General features: G+C 60.9%; 14 protein-coding genes. 5 read left to right on the plus strand and 9 right to left on the minus strand.

Annotation, left to right across the window (positions count from 1 at the left end; all coding sequences use genetic code 11):
- Nucleotides 1–62: 62 nt before the first annotated feature.
- Nucleotides 63–425, plus strand: a complete 363-nt coding sequence (locus ACMTA2_RS07830) for a DUF6124 family protein (RefSeq protein WP_413794392.1) — start codon at nucleotides 63–65, stop codon at nucleotides 423–425.
- A 143-nt stretch (nucleotides 426–568) separates the two neighbouring features.
- On the opposite strand, the gene adeC is transcribed toward ACMTA2_RS07830, so the two are convergent.
- Genes adeC through ACMTA2_RS07845 form a run of 3 tightly spaced genes read right to left on the minus strand, consistent with a single transcriptional unit; the run spans nucleotide 569 to nucleotide 6,348 of the window.
- Nucleotides 569–2,026 carry an AdeC/AdeK/OprM family multidrug efflux complex outer membrane factor gene (gene adeC / locus ACMTA2_RS07835; RefSeq protein WP_413794393.1) on the minus strand — a complete coding sequence of 486 codons (1,458 nt, stop codon included), beginning with the start codon at nucleotides 2,024–2,026 and terminating at the stop codon, nucleotides 569–571.
- Nucleotides 2,023–5,187, minus strand: coding sequence for an efflux RND transporter permease subunit EmhB (gene emhB / locus ACMTA2_RS07840; RefSeq protein WP_413794394.1), 3,165 nt, complete (start codon nucleotides 5,185–5,187; stop codon nucleotides 2,023–2,025). Before emhB ends, adeC begins: the two co-directional genes overlap by 4 nt.
- A gap of 3 nt (nucleotides 5,188–5,190) precedes the next feature.
- Nucleotides 5,191–6,348, minus strand: a complete 1,158-nt coding sequence (locus ACMTA2_RS07845; protein WP_413794395.1) for an efflux RND transporter periplasmic adaptor subunit — start codon at nucleotides 6,346–6,348, stop codon at nucleotides 5,191–5,193.
- Nucleotides 6,349–6,612: 264 nt separating this feature from the next.
- Between ACMTA2_RS07845 and ACMTA2_RS07850 the strand changes: the two genes are divergently transcribed.
- Nucleotides 6,613–7,245 (plus strand): TetR family transcriptional regulator, encoded by a 633-nt coding sequence (locus ACMTA2_RS07850; protein ID WP_413794396.1) that lies wholly within the window; start codon nucleotides 6,613–6,615, stop codon nucleotides 7,243–7,245.
- A 210-nt stretch (nucleotides 7,246–7,455) separates the two neighbouring features.
- Here ACMTA2_RS07850 and ACMTA2_RS07855 read toward each other — a convergent pair whose 3' ends face one another.
- The 4 genes from ACMTA2_RS07855 to ACMTA2_RS07870 form a co-directional block, all read right to left on the minus strand.
- Nucleotides 7,456–8,082: a hypothetical protein gene (locus tag ACMTA2_RS07855; protein WP_413794397.1), complete on the minus strand. Its 627-nt coding sequence runs from the start codon at nucleotides 8,080–8,082 to the stop codon at nucleotides 7,456–7,458.
- Between the two features lie 171 nt (nucleotides 8,083–8,253).
- On the minus strand, nucleotides 8,254–9,303 hold the full coding sequence (locus tag ACMTA2_RS07860) for an alkene reductase (protein ID WP_413794398.1): 1,050 nt from the start codon (nucleotides 9,301–9,303) through the stop codon (nucleotides 8,254–8,256).
- A 34-nt stretch (nucleotides 9,304–9,337) separates the two neighbouring features.
- Nucleotides 9,338–10,504 carry an MFS transporter gene (locus ACMTA2_RS07865; RefSeq protein WP_413794399.1) on the minus strand — a complete coding sequence of 389 codons (1,167 nt, stop codon included), beginning with the start codon at nucleotides 10,502–10,504 and terminating at the stop codon, nucleotides 9,338–9,340.
- An 18-nt stretch (nucleotides 10,505–10,522) separates the two neighbouring features.
- Nucleotides 10,523–10,825 (minus strand): ArsR/SmtB family transcription factor, encoded by a 303-nt coding sequence (locus ACMTA2_RS07870; RefSeq protein WP_053182660.1) that lies wholly within the window; start codon nucleotides 10,823–10,825, stop codon nucleotides 10,523–10,525.
- 157 nt (nucleotides 10,826–10,982) lie between these two features.
- On the opposite strand from ACMTA2_RS07870, the gene ACMTA2_RS07875 reads away from it, so the two are divergent.
- Both ACMTA2_RS07875 and ACMTA2_RS07880 read left to right on the plus strand, forming a co-directional pair.
- Nucleotides 10,983–11,567: an acyl carrier protein phosphodiesterase gene (locus tag ACMTA2_RS07875; protein ID WP_413794400.1), complete on the plus strand. Its 585-nt coding sequence runs from the start codon at nucleotides 10,983–10,985 to the stop codon at nucleotides 11,565–11,567.
- Between the two features lie 94 nt (nucleotides 11,568–11,661).
- Nucleotides 11,662–12,837 (plus strand): integrase core domain-containing protein, encoded by a 1,176-nt coding sequence (locus ACMTA2_RS07880; RefSeq protein WP_413790701.1) that lies wholly within the window; start codon nucleotides 11,662–11,664, stop codon nucleotides 12,835–12,837.
- A 152-nt stretch (nucleotides 12,838–12,989) separates the two neighbouring features.
- On the opposite strand, the gene ACMTA2_RS07885 is transcribed toward ACMTA2_RS07880, so the two are convergent.
- Nucleotides 12,990–13,784 carry a lysophospholipid acyltransferase family protein gene (locus tag ACMTA2_RS07885; RefSeq protein ID WP_413794401.1) on the minus strand — a complete coding sequence of 265 codons (795 nt, stop codon included), beginning with the start codon at nucleotides 13,782–13,784 and terminating at the stop codon, nucleotides 12,990–12,992.
- On the minus strand, nucleotides 13,784–14,539 hold the full coding sequence (gene olsB / locus ACMTA2_RS07890) for an L-ornithine N(alpha)-acyltransferase (RefSeq protein ID WP_413794402.1): 756 nt from the start codon (nucleotides 14,537–14,539) through the stop codon (nucleotides 13,784–13,786). The genes ACMTA2_RS07885 and olsB overlap by 1 nt, the downstream gene beginning before the upstream one ends.
- Nucleotides 14,540–14,683: 144 nt before the next feature.
- Between olsB and ACMTA2_RS07895 the strand changes: the two genes are divergently transcribed.
- Entirely contained in the window at nucleotides 14,684–15,556 is an 873-nt protein-coding gene (locus tag ACMTA2_RS07895; protein ID WP_413794403.1) for an acyl-CoA dehydrogenase middle domain-containing protein, read from the plus strand.
- Nucleotides 15,557–15,637 lie beyond the last annotated feature (81 nt).

Genomic DNA, 15,637 nt, shown 5'->3' on the forward strand with positions numbered 1-15,637 from the left:
CAGCTGCCACCTATCATCTGCAAGTGATGCTGGCGGCTCTCATTTTCGTTAGGAGTACTACCATGATCAAAGAAACACCTAATCCCCCAGCGTCTGGATCCACCTTCCCCTACAACGACCCCGATCCGGAAAAGCTCCAAGAGGCCGCAGACCGAGCCCTCGATTTCCATCTGGGCGCAAATTCCGATCCCAAACCAAAGCCCACATCCAAATCCACACAGATTTTCACCGTCATCGATACCATCGACACCGAGTGCCTATTGGCGAACCTCAGTGAAACCCTGGCCTCGGCCAATGCCATGCTCGGTGACCTGACGTTCGACCTGAACGGCTCGCGGCGGCATGTCGTGCTTGGCGTGGTGCAGATGATTGAACTGAGTGAGCTGTTGGTCAATCGAGCGTTGGATATCGTCGATCCGCGTTAACCTGCCGCCTCGGTTCATTAGGCTTTTTTGGGGTTGCTGCGAACCCAACGGGGATAAATCCCCTCGCCACAGGTTGGCGTCAGGCCTTGGGTCAACAAAAAGCCCACCTTCCGGTGGGCTTCTTGTTCAGCGTTCAAGCACGATCAGAACAGCCGGGTCTTGGGCGCCTCTTCCTTCACCGGCTCGTTCTTGCCCGTCTCGGCATTCCAGCCACCGCCCAGTGCCTTGTACAGATTGACCTCGCTGGTCAGTTGCGCAAGACGGTCAGTGATCAGCGACTGTTGCGCGCTGAACAACTGGCGCTGGGCGTCGAGGAAGGTCAGGTTGCTGTCGACACCGATGCGGTAGCGACGCTCGGCCAGGCGGTAGTAGTCCTGGTTGGCGGCGACGAAGTCGGTCTGGGCCTGCAACTGTTCGTTGTAGGTCTGGCGCGCGGCCAGGCCGTCGGAGACTTCCTGGAACGCGGTCTGAATCGACTTCTCGTACTGTGCGACGTTGATGTCTTTCTGGATCTTGGCGTAGTCCAGGCTCGCACGCAGGCTACCGGCGTTGAAGATCGGCAGGTTGATTTGCGGAGCGAAGGTCCAGGTGCCCGAACCGCCCTTGAACAGGCCGGACAGGTCCGGGCTCAGGGTGCCGGCGTTGGCCGTCAGGCTGATGCTCGGGAAGAACGCGGCCCGTGCGGCGCCGATGTTGGCGTTGGCGGCCAGCAGGTTGCGTTCGGCCTGGAGGATATCCGGACGACGCTGCAGCAGGTCCGACGGCAGCCCGGCCGGCACTTCGCTGAGCAGGTCATCGCTCAGCGGTTGCGAGTTCAGGTTGGCCGGCAGGCCAGTGCCCAGCAGCAGGGTCAGGCTGTTCTCGTCCTGGGCGACCTGGCGGGTGTAGCGGGCCAGTTGCACGCGGGCGTTTTCCACGGCGGTGCGCGCCTGGCTCAGGTCCAGGGCCGAGGCTACGCCGACTTCGGCGCTGCGCGAGGTCAGCTTGAAGCTTTGTTCGTAGGCCCCGAGGGTGTCCTGGGTCAGCTTGAGCAGTTCCTTGTCGGCCTGCCAGGTCAGGTAGGCATTGGCGACGTTGGCCACCAGGCTGATCTGGGTGCTGCGACGGGCTTCTTCGGTGGCGAAGTAGCTTTGCAGCGCTTGCTCGCTCAGGCTGCGAACCCGACCGAACAGGTCCAGTTCATAGGCGCTGATGCCCAAGGTTGCCGAATACGAACTGCTGATCGCCGCTTCACCGGTTTGCGACGCCCGTGCCGGTACCCGCTGGCGGCTGCCGGAACCGGTGGCCGAGACCGCCGGGAACAGGTCCGCACGCTGGATGCGGTATTGCGCGGCGTAGGCATCGATGTTCAGCGCCGCGACACGCAGGTCGCGGTTGTTTTCCAGGGCGACCTGGATCAGCCGTTGCAACGTCGGATCGTGGAAAAACTGCTTCCAGCCTTGCTCGGCGGCGGCCTGGCCGGGCGCGTTGGCCGCCTCGTAGGCCGGCCCCTGCGGGTATTGCGCCGCGACCGGTGCTTCGGGCCGCTGATAGTCGGGGATCAGCGAGCAACCGCTGAGCACGACGGCGGCGATGGTCAGGGAGAGTAGCGACTTGCTCATTGGCCAGCCTCTTTGGAGGTTTCAGGAGTGTCGTGCCCGTCGGTGTTTTTGCGACGGCCTATCGACGACACGGTCACGAAGAACAATGGCACCCAGAAGATTGCCAGGACGGTCGCGGTGAGCATACCGCCAATCACGCCGGTACCGATGGCGTGCTGGCTGCCCGAACCGGCGCCCGTAGAGATTGCCAGTGGGACTACGCCGAGGACGAACGCCAGGGACGTCATGATGATCGGGCGCAGACGCATCCTACAAGCTTCAATGGCGGCGTCCACCAGCGAACGGCCCTGTTCGTGGAGTTCCTTGGCGAACTCCACGATCAGAATGGCGTTTTTCGCCGCCAGGCCGATGGTGGTCAGCAAGCCCACCTGGAAGTACACGTCGTTGGACAGGCCGCGCAGGCTCGTCGCCAGCAGGGCCCCGATGATCCCCAGGGGGACCACCAGCATGACCGCGATCGGAATCGACCAGCTTTCGTACAGCGCCGCCAGGCACAGGAACACCATCAGCAGCGACAAGGCGTACAACGCTGGCGCCTGGGAGCCGGAAAGACGTTCCTCGTAGGACAGGCCCGTCCAGGAAATACCGACACCGGCCGGCAGCTTCTTGGCGATGGCTTCGACTTCGGCCATGGCTTCACCGGTGGAATAGCCTGGCGCCGGGGTGCCCAGGATTTCCATCGCTTCTACGCCGTTGTAACGCGCCAGTTTCGGCGAGCCGTAGACCCATTCACCCTTGGCGAACGCCGTGAACGGCACCATGGTCCCGGCGCTGTTGCGCACGTACCACTTCTGCAGGTCTTCGGGGCTCATGCGGGCGCCGGGTTGACCCTGTACGTACACCTTTTTCACCCGACCACGGTCGATGAAGTCGTTCACGTAGCTACTGCCCAGGGCAATCGACAGGGTGTTGTTGATGTCGGACAAAGTGATGCCCAGCGCACTGGCCTTCTCGTCGTCGATTTCCAGCTGGTATTGCGGTTCATCGTTCAGACCGTTCGGACGTACCTGGGCCAGCACTTTGCTCTGGGACGCCATGCCCAGGAACTGGTTTCGGGCTTCCATCAGCTTGTCGTGGCCGATGCCGGCACGGTCTTGCAGGAAGACGTCGAAACCGGTGGCGTTACCCAGTTCCATCACCGCCGGCGGGGCGAAGGCGAACACCATGGCGTCGCGGAAGGTGAAAAAATGTTGCTGGGCGCGGCCAGCGATCTTGAACACGGTGTTGTCAGCGTTACGCTCTTCCCACGGCTTGAGCATGATGAACGCCAGGCCGGAGCTTTGGCCGCGACCGGCGAAGTTGAAGCCGGTCACGGTGAACACCGAGGCCACACCGTCGCCTTCGCCGCCGTCCTTGCTGGGGCGCAGCAGGAACTCGCGCATATTGTCCACCACCACCTGGGTGCGCTCGGCACTGGAGCCGGCCGGTGTCTGCACCTGGGCAAACAGCACGCCCTGGTCTTCTTCCGGCAGGAACGCCGTCGGGATGCGGGTGAACAGCCAGATCATGCCGACCACGATGATCACGTAGGCCAGCAAGTACGGAGCCTTGTGCTTGAGCATGTTGCCCACGCCACGTTCGTAGCTCCTGACACCACGGTCGAAGCTGCGGTTGAACCAACCGAAGAAGCCGCGTTTCGGCGTGCCGTGCTCGCCTTTCGCAATGGCCTTGAGCATGGTGGCGCACAGGGCAGGGGTGAAGATCAACGCTACCAATACCGACAGGGCCATGGCCGAGACGATGGTGATGGAGAACTGCTTGTAGATCACACCGGTGGAACCGCCGAAGAACGCCATTGGCAGCAGTACCGCCGAGAGCACCAAGGCGATACCCACCAGGGCGCCCTGGATCTGGCCCATGGATTTCTTGGTGGCTTCCTTGGGCGACAGGCCTTCTTCGCTCATCACCCGTTCGACGTTTTCCACCACGACGATGGCGTCGTCCACCAGCAAGCCGATGGCCAATACCATGCCGAACATGGTCAGGGTGTTGATGCTGAAGCCGAACGCCGCGAGGATCCCGAAGGTACCCAGCAGCACCACCGGCACCGTCATCGTGGTGATGATGGTGGCGCGGAAGTTCTGCAGGAACAGGAACATCACCAGGAACACCAGCACGATCGCTTCAACCAGGGTTTCAATCACGCCCTTGATCGACTCGCTCACCACCGGCGTGGTGTCGTAGGGAAATACCACTTCCATGCCTGGCGGGAAGAACGGCTTGAGGTCGTCTACGGTCTTGCGCAGGGCCTTGGCCGTGTCGAGGGCGTTGGCACCGGTGGCCAGCCGCACTGCCAGGCCGGAAGCCGGGGCGCCGTTGAACTGGGCGTTGATGCTGTAGTTCTCACCCCCCAGGCCGACATCGGCGACGTCACCGACGCGCACCTGCGAGCCGTCCGGGTTGACCTTGAGCAGAATGTTCTTGAACTGTTCGGCGGTCTGCAGGCGGGTCTTGCCGATGATCGTGGCATTCAACTGCTGGCCGGGCAGGGCGGGAAGGCCGCCGAGTTGGCCGGACGAGACCTGGACGTTCTGCGCGGCAATCGCCGTCCTCACGTCCACCGGGGTCAGGCTGTAGTTGTTCAGCTTGGCCGGGTCGAGCCAGATCCGCATCGCGTACTGCGCACCGAAGACCTGGAAGTCACCGACACCGGCGGTTCGCGAGATCGGGTCCTGCATGTTCGACACGATGTAGTTGGACAGGTCTTCCCGGGTCATGCTGCCGTCGCGCGACACCACGCCGATCACCATCAGGAAGTTTCGCACCGACTTGGTCACGCGAATCCCTTGTTGCTGCACTTCTTGCGGCAGCAGCGGGGTGGCCAGGTTCAGTTTGTTCTGGACCTGGACCTGCGCGGTATCGGAGTTGGTGCCCTGCTCGAAGGTGGCGGTGATGGTCATGCTGCCGTCGGAGTTACTTTCCGAGGACACATAACGCAGGTTGTCGATGCCGTTGAGCTGCTGCTCGATCACCTGCACCACAGTGTCCTGCACGGTTTGCGCGGACGCGCCCGGGTAGGTCACCTGGATCGCAATGGCCGGTGGCGCAATGCTCGGGTACTGGTTGATCGGCAACTTGAGGATCGATAGAGCCCCGACCAGCATGATCACCAGGGCAATCACCCAGGCGAAAATCGGACGGTCGATAAAAAATTTCGACATGGTTTACTCCCCTTTGCCGCCGGCGGCTTTATCAGCTGTCTGTGCGGGGGCAGGGTTCTTGGTGCCAACGTTGGTGGCTTCGGTGGGCTTGACCTCCACGCCAGGGCGTACGAACTGCAACCCTTCGGTGATCAGGCGATCGCCGGCCTTGAGACCGTCTTCGATCAGCCACTGGTTGCCAACGGTGCGGCTCGCCTTGAGCTGACGCAGCTCGACCTTGTTGTCGGCACCCACCACCAGGGCGGTTGGCATCCCCTTGAGGTCGCGGGTCACGCCTTGTTGCGGTGCCAGGATCGCCGCGCTGTTCACACCGGCTTGCAATTGTGCGTGGACGAACATGCCCGGCAGCAAGGTGTGGTCAGGGTTGGGGAACACGGCGCGCAGGGTCACCGAGCCGGTGGTCTGGTCAACCGACACTTCAGAGAATTCCAGCTTGCCTTCGTGGGGATACTGGCTGCCGTCTTCCAGGGTCAGCTTGACCATGGCAGCGTTCTCGCCGGCCTTTTGCAGGCGGCCGCTTTCCAGTTCGCGGCGCAGTTGCAGCAATTCGACCGAGCTTTGCGTCACGTCGACATAGATCGGGTCCAGTTGCTGGATGGTCGCCAAGGCATCGGTCTGGCCGTTGCTCACCAGCGCACCCTCGGTGACCGAGGAGCGGCCGATGCGACCGGAAATCGGTGCGTAGACCTTGGTGTAGCGCACGTTGATCTGGGCCGTCTGCAGGTTGGCTTCCGACTCCAGGCGATTGGCCACGGCGGTGTCGTATTCCTGACGACTCACCGCCTGTTCATCCACCAGTTGCTTGTAACGATCGGCAATCGACTTGGTGGAGCGCAGGTTGGCCTCGGCGCTCTTGAGGGTCGCTTCATAGACAGCTGGATCGATCTGGTACAGCTGCTGGCCGGCCTTGACGTCGGCGCCTTCCTTGAACAGGCGCTTGAGAATGATGCCGTTGACCTGTGGCCGTACTTCGGCGACGCGGAATGCGCTGGTGCGCCCCGGCAGTTCAGAGGTCAGGGTGAAGGGTTGGGTCTTGAGGGTTACGACACCGACCTGAGGAGGGGGAGGAGCAGGTGCAGTCTCTTCCTTTTTGCATCCGCTGAGCAGCGATGCCAGGGCGATGGCGGTAACCAGAGCAGTAACAGCTGGCTTGAATTGCATGGAAATCCTCGGGTCCAGGCGCGCAACGGGCGCACTCGAAAGATGGAAAGGTAAAAGCAGCATTAATTCAATTAGTAGGATGCTAAGAAATATACTTACGTACATGGTTGTTTGTAAACAGCCAAATTGCGTAATATCCGGATTTACAAAAGCCTGACAAAGGCCTGAGTAGACCGGGGACGCGTCCCAAGAGACGTCGCCTCATATTTTGTTCAGCTGATTCTTACGCGTTGCTGACGCAGCCTGATTGAGGTGGTTACTGCCATGGTCCGTCGTACCAAAGAGGAAGCCCAGGAGACTCGCAAGCAGATACTCGAAGCCGCCGAGAAGGCGTTTTTCGAGCGTGGCGTGGCGCGTACGACCCTGGCTGACATCGCAACATTGGCCGGTGTGACGCGCGGTGCCATTTATTGGCATTTCAGCAACAAGGCGGATTTGCTCCAGGCGATGCTCGATACCCTGCACGAGCCGCTCGACGAGTTGGCCCGTGCCAGTGAGAATGAAGAGGAGCTTGACCCGCTTGGCTGTATTCGCAAGCTGTTGGTCCGGTTGTTCCAGCAAGTGGCCCTGGACCCGAAAACCCGACGTATTAATGAGATCCTGTTCCATAAGTGTGAATTCACCGATGAAATGTGCGATTTGCGCCAGCAGCGGCGCGAGGTCAGCCTCGACTGCAATGTGCGCATCGCCCTGTCGTTGCGCAATGCGATGAAACGCGGCCAGTTGCCGGATGATCTGGACCCCGAGAGGGCGGCAGTCGCCATACATGCCTACATCGATGGCATTCTGTACCAGTGGCTGCTGGCGCCCGACAGCTTCGCCCTGGCGGGTGAGGCCGAGCGCTGGGTGGAAATCGGGCTGGACATGCTGCACCTGAGCCCCAGCCTGCGCAAATGAAACAAAATGCGTAATTGCGTCGGTTTGTGTCAATACGGACGTCAGGGGGCTTTTATAAACCGATGTCGGCGCGGTTGATAGGCAATCGGCGGCGAATTTTGTAGGAAATTTGTTTCGTCCTGATGAATGTGCAGGAAGGAGCTCGTCGACAAGGTCATCCGAGTGGGCCCGTCGATGCCCCGCCAGACGGCCCTGGCGAGGCGGCATTGTTCAGCTCAGCGTGAGTTCCAAGGTAAACCCGTAGGGCTCTTCATTGGCGGTGCGAGTGATTCGAGTCGTGCATTGGATGGGGTTCATTCCAATGGAGGTGACTTTGTGGGTCCGCACGGGTGTCAGCGTCGGTGAAATAACACCGAAGGACGTATTGACGCGCAAACCGAAGTCAAAGCGAAAACCGCAGTCTTTATCGCCGAAGACAATAGAGTGTTTGAATATCTCCTTGCTGCGGCTGCCCAGGCGTCGGGCGTAAGCGAGGTCGAATTTCAAGGCTTGGATATCCCAGGGAAGAATCTGTGTGAGGTTCTGCTCGTCGGCATTCAACGGCAGGGTGTGTTCGCCAACTTCAAAATCCACATCGCTATGATTGATTAACTTTACGAGGAGGCGGGTGCGGCCTGGGTTGATGCGTTCCTGTTCCCAGGCCTGCATCTGCTTGTTGACCTTGTCATCCAGGCTGGCCTTCTCCATCAGCGCCGCGAGCATTGGCAAATACTCTTGGGTATCGAGTGACTTGAGGTATTGGGACAACACGGTCAACGGCGCCCAATTGAATTGAGCGGCGATAAGTTCATACATGCTCTTGTCGGCCTGTTGGCCGTTGTCAGGGGTGGCGTTCATTTGAAATCCTTTTCAAATAGAGTGATTGCAAGCGAGCAAGACGCATTGTCTTGTTGCTGGCGATAATAGGAAGGGTGGGGTGGGTTTTAGAAGTCAGGATGTTTGACTGGATATTTAGCGTGAATAAAAAAAGCCCTGGCTCTTTCGAGGCAGGGCTTTTGTGTTTCTGACTTAGAGTACGGGGTAATCGATGTAGCCCACCGGGCCCTTGCCATAGAAGGTTTCCGGATGCGCTTCGTTCAACGGTGCGTCGGCTTGCAGGCGTGCCGGCAGGTCCGGGTTGGCAATGAACGGTACACCGAAGGCCACGGCATCGGCCTTGCCCTCGGCCAGCCAGGCATTGGCGCGCTCTTTGGTAAAGCGTTCGTTGGCGATGTACGGGCCGCCGAAAGCCTGCTTGAGTTGTGGACCGATGCTGTCTTCGCCTTCCTTCTCACGGGAGCAGATGAAGGCGATGCCACGCTTGCCCAGTTCGCGGGCCACATAGCTGAAGGTTTCCAGGCGGTTCTCGTCACCCATGTCATGGGAGTCGGCCCGTGGCGCCAGGTGCACGCCCACCCGGCCAGCGCCCCAGACTTCGATGGCTGCATCGGTCACTTCCAGCAGCAGGCGGGCACGGTTTTCCAGGGAGCCGCCGTAGCTGTCGGTGCGCTGGTTGGTGCTGCTTTGCAGGAACTGGTCAAGGAGATAGCCGTTGGCGCCGTGGATTTCCACACCGTCGAAACCGGCGGCCTTGGCATTCTCGGCACCGACGCGGTAAGCGTCGACGATGTCGGCGATTTCAGCGGTTTCCAGTGCGCGTGGCGTTGGGTAGTCGGCCAGCGGACGCACCAGACTCACGTGCCCCTTGGGCTGGATAGCGCTTGGCGCTACCGGGGTTTCGCCGTTCAGGTACGACGGATGGGAAATCCGGCCCACGTGCCACAGTTGCAGGAAAATCTTGCCCCCGGCGCCATGGATCGCCTTGGTGATATTGGCCCAGCCGCGCACTTGGTCGTTGGACCAGATGCCCGGTGTGTCCGGGTAGCCCACGCCCATCGGTGTGACCGAGGTCGCTTCGCTGAGGATCAGGCCGGCGGACGCGCGTTGCACGTAGTACTCGGCCATCAACGCGTTGGGCACGCGGCCTGCGTCGGCGCGGCAGCGGGTGAGTGGGGCCATGATGATGCGGTTTTTCAACTCGATGTCGCCGAGTTTGATGGGGTCGAAAAGAGTCGCCATGAAAATACAACCTCGAAGGTGGAAGGGTTAACAGTCAATGAGTTGCCGGGGCCAGGTCAGCGTTGCCGCCCTGACGGAAAGTAATGAGGGTGACCAGCAGCGCCAGTACGGCCAGCGCGCCAGCGGCCAGGGGCACGGAGGTCAGGCCCAGGCCATGGTCGATGACACTGCCGCCGACCCAGGCGCCCAGGGCGTTGCCGATGTTGAAGGCGCCGATGTTCAGGGTGGAGACCAGGTTGGGCGCGTCTTTGCCGAAGGTCACCACGTTGACTTGCAGGGCCGGCACGGCGGCGAAGCAGGCGGTGGCCCAGAGGAACAGGGTGATTTCGCTGGGGATCAGCGCCACGCTGGTCCAGCTCAATAGGGTGGACACCACGGCCATGGTGAGGAAGACGCCCATCAGCGTGTTCGCCAGGCTCTTGTCCGCCAGCTTGCCGCCGATGATGTTGCCCAGGGTCAGGCCCAGGCCGATCAGCACCAGGGTCCAGGTCACGCCGCGGGGCGATACGCCGGTCACTTCGCCCAACAGCGGGGCGACGTAGGTGAACAGGGTGAACACCGACGCGGAGAACAGCGCGGTCATGCTCAGGGACAGCCACAGGCCGGCCCCCTTGAGCGCCACCAGTTCCGAGCGCATGTCGAGTGTTTCTTCATCGCGCTTGGCCGGCAGAAAGCGGATCAGGCCGATCAGTGCCACCACGCCAATGACGGTCACCGCCCAGAAGGTCGAGCGCCAGCCGGCTTCCTGGCCCAGTGCCGTACCCAGCGGCACGCCGAGCACGTTGGCCAGGGTCAGGCCGGTGAACATCAGGGCCACGGCCGAAGCGCGCTTGTTGGGGGCCACCAGGCCGGCGGCCACCACCGAACCGATGCCGAAGAACGCACCGTGGCACAGCGCCGTGACCACCCGGGCGAACATCAGCACGTTGTAGTCGCCGGCAATGGCGCAAAGCAGATTGCCGACGATGAAAATCCCCATCAACGCCACCAGGGCGGCCTTGCGCGGCAGCCGGGCGGTGGCCAGGGCCATGAACGGCGCACCGATGGCCACGCCCAGGGCGTAGCCGGTCACCAGCCAACCGGCGCCAGGAATCGACACGCCCAGGTCGGCCGCCACGTCGGGCAACAGGCCCATGATGACGAACTCGGTGGTGCCGATGGCGAAGGCGCTCAGGGCCAGGATCAGGAGTGAGAGGGGCATGATGAGGTCCTTGTCGGGTCAGAGCTCTTGGCTCATTTGCTTGAGGAACTGCTGGATCACGTCTTCGTTGCGTTTGAAGAAGTGCCATTGACCGACCTTCTGGCTGGTGATCAGCCCCGCCCGTTGCAACACCGCCAAGTGCGCAGACACCGTGGATTGCGACAGGCCGCAACGCTGGTCGATCTGCCCGGCGCAGATGCCGAACTCGTGGTTGTGCAACTGGTCGGGGAACTGGACCTTGGGGTCTTTGAGCCAGTTGAGGATGTCTCGCCGTACTGGGTGGGCCAGGGCTTTTATTATTTCGTCGAGGTCGAGGGTCATGGGTGGCAAGCTCGGGGTGAGTAAAACGTTATATCGCGATGGAGCGAACCTTAAATCGTTGCTTCGCGATATACCAATATGGATTTGATCTGATGAACGAACAAATCGCTATATCGGGTTATAACGATATGGGCGTTGGGGTGCTAAGCTGCGGGCCATGAACTATCTTGCGCACCTGCACCTCGGCGGCCCCGGCCGGGAACAACTGCTCGGCAGCCTCTACGGCGACTTCGTCAAGGGACCGCTGCAAGGGCTCTACGACCCGCGGATCGAAGCGGCGATCGCGCTGCATCGGCGCATCGACATGTACACCGACCGGCATCCTCTGGTGGATATCGCCCTGTCGCGCTTTTCCACGGTGCGACGGCGCTATGCCGGGATCGTGCTCGATGTGTTTTTCGATCACTGCCTGGCCCGGGACTGGACCTTGTACGGCGAAGGGCCGCTGCTGGATTTCACTGCCCGGGTGTACCAGGTACTCGGCACTGAACCGCAGCTGCCGGGGCGCCTGGCGCACGTCGCGCCGCATATGGCGGCGGATGACTGGCTGGGGTCTTACCAGGCGTTCGAAGTGCTGGAGCAGGTTTTGCGCGGTATTTCCCGGCGCCTGTCTCGGCCCGAGGAACTGGCCGGGGCGATGCCGGAGTTGACCAGGCTCTATGAGCCGTTGAGCGAGGATTTTCGGTTGTTCTATCCGCAACTGCAGGATTTTGTGCTGAGCCAAACCACACTACAAAACTAATCTGGGTATGACTCACCCACATGGGTTACAAATCAGTTCACGCACATAGGTAACAGTTTTTAACTGGCATGGTCGATTTCGCGAGGATCTGACCATGTCCTGGAGAGAGCTGAAACCTATGGACCTCAAAGTGATGTTCATCGCTGAGTATCTATCCGAAAAGCACAGCTTTAGCAGGCTGTGCCAGGACTATCAGATCAGCCGAAAGACCGGCTACAAATGGGTCGAGCGCTATGAACTGGAGGGACCCAGTGGGCTTGACGAACGTAGCCGCCGACGGCACAACCAAACCTATGTAGTGCCGCTGGTTGTGAGGCAGGCCATTATTGAGCTTCGCTCTACTGGCGAAACGGTTCCGGGTCCTAAAAAGATCCAGAACGATTTGATGAAACGTTTCCCGGGGCAAGATCCGCCGTCGAAAACGACGATTTACAACATCCTCAAGGCCGTTGATTTGATCACGCCTCGGCCGTCGCGCCAGCGTGTCGCTGTCTATCCCAAGCCTTTGCGTAAGGCAGAAACGCCTAATCAGCTTTTCAGCGCAGATTACAAGGGCCAATTTCTGACTGGGGCGGGCGTTTGGTGTTATCCGCTGACGATCATGGATCATGCCAGTCGCTTCCTGCTTGCCTGCGAGAGCATGGCCAATACCAATCTCAAGGAGACCCAGCAAACTTTCGAGCGCGTTTTTCGTGAGTATGGGATGCCTGAGCGCATCCGCACCGATAACGGCGTGCCGTTTGCCAGTACGGGGCGTGCTGGGCTGTCGCAATTGTCGATCTGGTGGCTACGCCTTGGGATTATTCCTGAGCGAATTGAGCCTGGTCGGCCAGATCAAAATGGACGTCATGAGCGCATGCACCGGACGTTGAAAAGTACCTTTCCCCAACCGCCGGCAATTGCTTGGGAGGCTCAGCAAAAACATTTTAATCGATTTATGCAGCACTACAATTACGAGCGGGGACACGAGGCGCTCGGTCAGAAAACTCCGGCCTCCTGCTACACACCCTCAACTCGGGCTTACCCGGAGAAGTTACCGGAAATGGGGTATGCGAGCCATATTGAGTGTTACCTGGCAGATGGTAGCGGAATCATTAATCGAGCCGGTCTGCGGATATACGTAGGGAATCTGCTTAGGCATCAGAACATTGGAATGGAGATGATCAAGGACGGCGTATGGAATGTGATCTTCGGTCCGGTGATCCTAGGTCACGTCAATGCCAGGGACGCAAAGAACGGCTACGTTTCAATCAAAGTGTCACCTATGTGAATGCACTTTTTTGTAACCCATGTGGTTGTCCCGTACATCTGTGGGAGCGAGCTTGCTCGCGATAGCGATGGTTCAGTCAACATATCTGCTGAATGTTAAGCCGCTATCGCGAGCAAGCTCGCTCCCACAAGGGATCTCCACAGAGATCCGGATCAGGCCGCAATCGCAGCAGGTCGCATCGGCGCTTGCTGTTTCTCTGGAAGCGCCCCGAACAACGCCTTGTGCACCGCCTGCTGCGCCTGGAAGGCCAGTGCCGCGCGTTCCTGGCCGTGGCAGGCAATCGGTTCCAGCAGATGGATTTCCACCTCACCCCGATCATTGGCAAACAAACGCATCAAGTGCGACAGCAAATCATCATCACCAATGAACGGCGCCAGTGAATCCGGTTCACCGTTGCGCAGGTAACGGATCGCCACCGGCTGCAACGCAACATCGGCGTCGATGGCCGCCGACAACAGGCGACCGTGGAAGGTGCGCAAGGTCCGGCCATCGGTGGTGGTGCCTTCCGGGAACATCAACAGCGGATGGGCCTGTTCCAGATGGCGGCTCATTTGTTTGCGGATCAATTGGCTGTCGCCCGAGCCACGCCGGATAAACAGGCTGCCGGCCTTGGCGGCCAGCCATCCGGCGACCGGCCAGGTGCGCACCTCGGCCTTGGACAGGAACGACAGCGGCGTGAGCATGCCCAGCAAGGGGATATCAGTCCAGGACACATGGTTACTGACCCACAGCATCGGCCGTTGCGGCAGTTGACCGTGAACGGTGACGCAAAAGGGCAGGGCATGGCCCAGGCGCGCCATGAAGAACCGCGACCAGCGCTGGCGACGGACCATCGAGTTGGCGATCCCCAGGCGTTCGAACAGCCCGAACACGCTGGCCATGCCCAGGCCCAGTGTCACTACCAGCAATACTCGCGCGATACGCGCGTACACCCGCAACCGGCTCATTACACGGCTGCCTTGAAGTGGCGGGCATAGCGCGGGCAGAGATCGTCGCGCTTGAGCAGGATGAACACGTCTGCCACTTGGAAGTCTTCATCCCAGCAGGGTTCGCCGCAAATCTTTGCGCCCAGGCGCATGTAAGCCTTGAGCAGCGGTGGCATCTCGGCGATGACGTTGGACGGCACATCCAGGGTCGGCAGTGGTTTTTTCGGCACGGCTTGCAGGTGTTCGGTGCACAGGTAGCGTTCCCGCAGGCGCTGCATGATCGCTTGGGCCTGGATGCCGCCATCCTGCATCGGAATGCTCGCGCAGCCCATCAGGTAGCTGTAGCCGCCTTCGTTCAGGACTTCGGCCAGCTCGCCCCAGAGCACCGCGATGGTGCCGCCGTTGCGGTAGGCCGGGTCGACGCAGGTACGGCCGATTTCCAGGATCGGCCCCTTGAGATGGACCAGGCCGTGGAGGCTGAATTCTTCTTCGCTGTAGAACCGGCCCAGGCTGCTGGCGGCCTGGTGGTCGAGCAGGCGAGTGGTCGCCACGAGGCGTCCGGTGTTCAGGTCGCGTACGCCAATGTGGGCGCAGTGAACATCATAGTCATCCATGTCCAGACCCTTCTCCGCGCCCTTGAGCTTGGCGTTGAATTCGCCGCTGAAGACGTTGAAGCGCAGGGCCTGGGCTTCTTGCAAGGCGTGGGCGCCGGTCAGGCGTTCGGCTTGCAGGCGGCGTTCATTGCCGGTGTCGCTGATGCGGGCGATCTGGGTCATAGCGAATCTCCGTGCGGGCTGTTCAGTTGCAGCCTGTCGACTTTCTTTATGCAGCCATGTTGTGCAAAGTCAGGCTATGTAGCCCCGGTGTCATCGCCATGAAGCTTTGGTGATGCTTATATGACAGCCCTCGAGGAGGCCCCCATGCCCTGGCACACCCTGATCGAACGTGGCGAGCGCCAACCCGCCCATCCAGACCTGGCCGAAGGTTATGCCGCGTTGTTGCAACGCCTGGGGGCGGTAACGCCGTTCGAACTGGCCGTGGTCGGGGCACGGTCGATGGCCACGCCGGGGCTGGCGTTCCTGGTGGGGTATCAGGCGGCGCTGCGGGTGCTGTGGCCGAGCGCGCCCCAGAGTCTCGGCGCCTTGTGTGCCACCGAACAACGCAGCCTGCGCCCGGCGGACATGCAAACCCGCCTCGACGACTTGCGCCTGAACGGACGCAAGGATTTCGTCACTGCCGGCGACGCCGCCGAGTGGCTGCTGATTGCCGCTCGCTGCGAAGCACCCGGTGAAACGCCACGGCTGAACCTGGCAGTGGCCTATGCGGGCGAGCCCGGCGTAACCCTGGAAAAACTGCCCGCCATTGCCCTGATGCCGGACATCAGCCATGGCCGCGTCCTGCTCGACGGCGCATTGTGCGAGTTGCTGGCCGGTGACGGTTGGGACGCCTACGTCAAACCGTTCCGCACCCTGGAAGACCTTTACGTGCTCAGTGCGATGACCGCCTGGTTGTATGGCATCGGGCAGGAGTGCGCCTGGCCCCAGGCGTTGCAACTGCGCCTGCTGGCGTTGCTCGCAGGCTGCGCGGAGGTGAGTCGGCATAACCCGTCCAGTGCGGCCGGGCATGTGCTGCTGGGCGGGTTGTTCGCTCAGTTCCAAGGGCTCGATGGCGAACTCAACGCTGCACTGGCCGCCGGGCCTGCGACGTGGCGCGAGATGTGGACGCGGGATAAAGGTGTGATGGACCTTGCGGCGGGGGCCCGGGCCAAGCGGTTGGCCAAGGCGTTGGGCTAGTCCTTCAAGCGACTGTCCCCTGTGGGAGCGAGCAAGCTCGCTTCCACAGGGGACACACAAGCCTCGAAACTGTCATCAAGT

The sequence above is a fragment of the Pseudomonas medicaginis genome (assembly GCF_965119365.1).
GTDB lineage: Bacteria > Pseudomonadota > Gammaproteobacteria > Pseudomonadales > Pseudomonadaceae > Aquipseudomonas.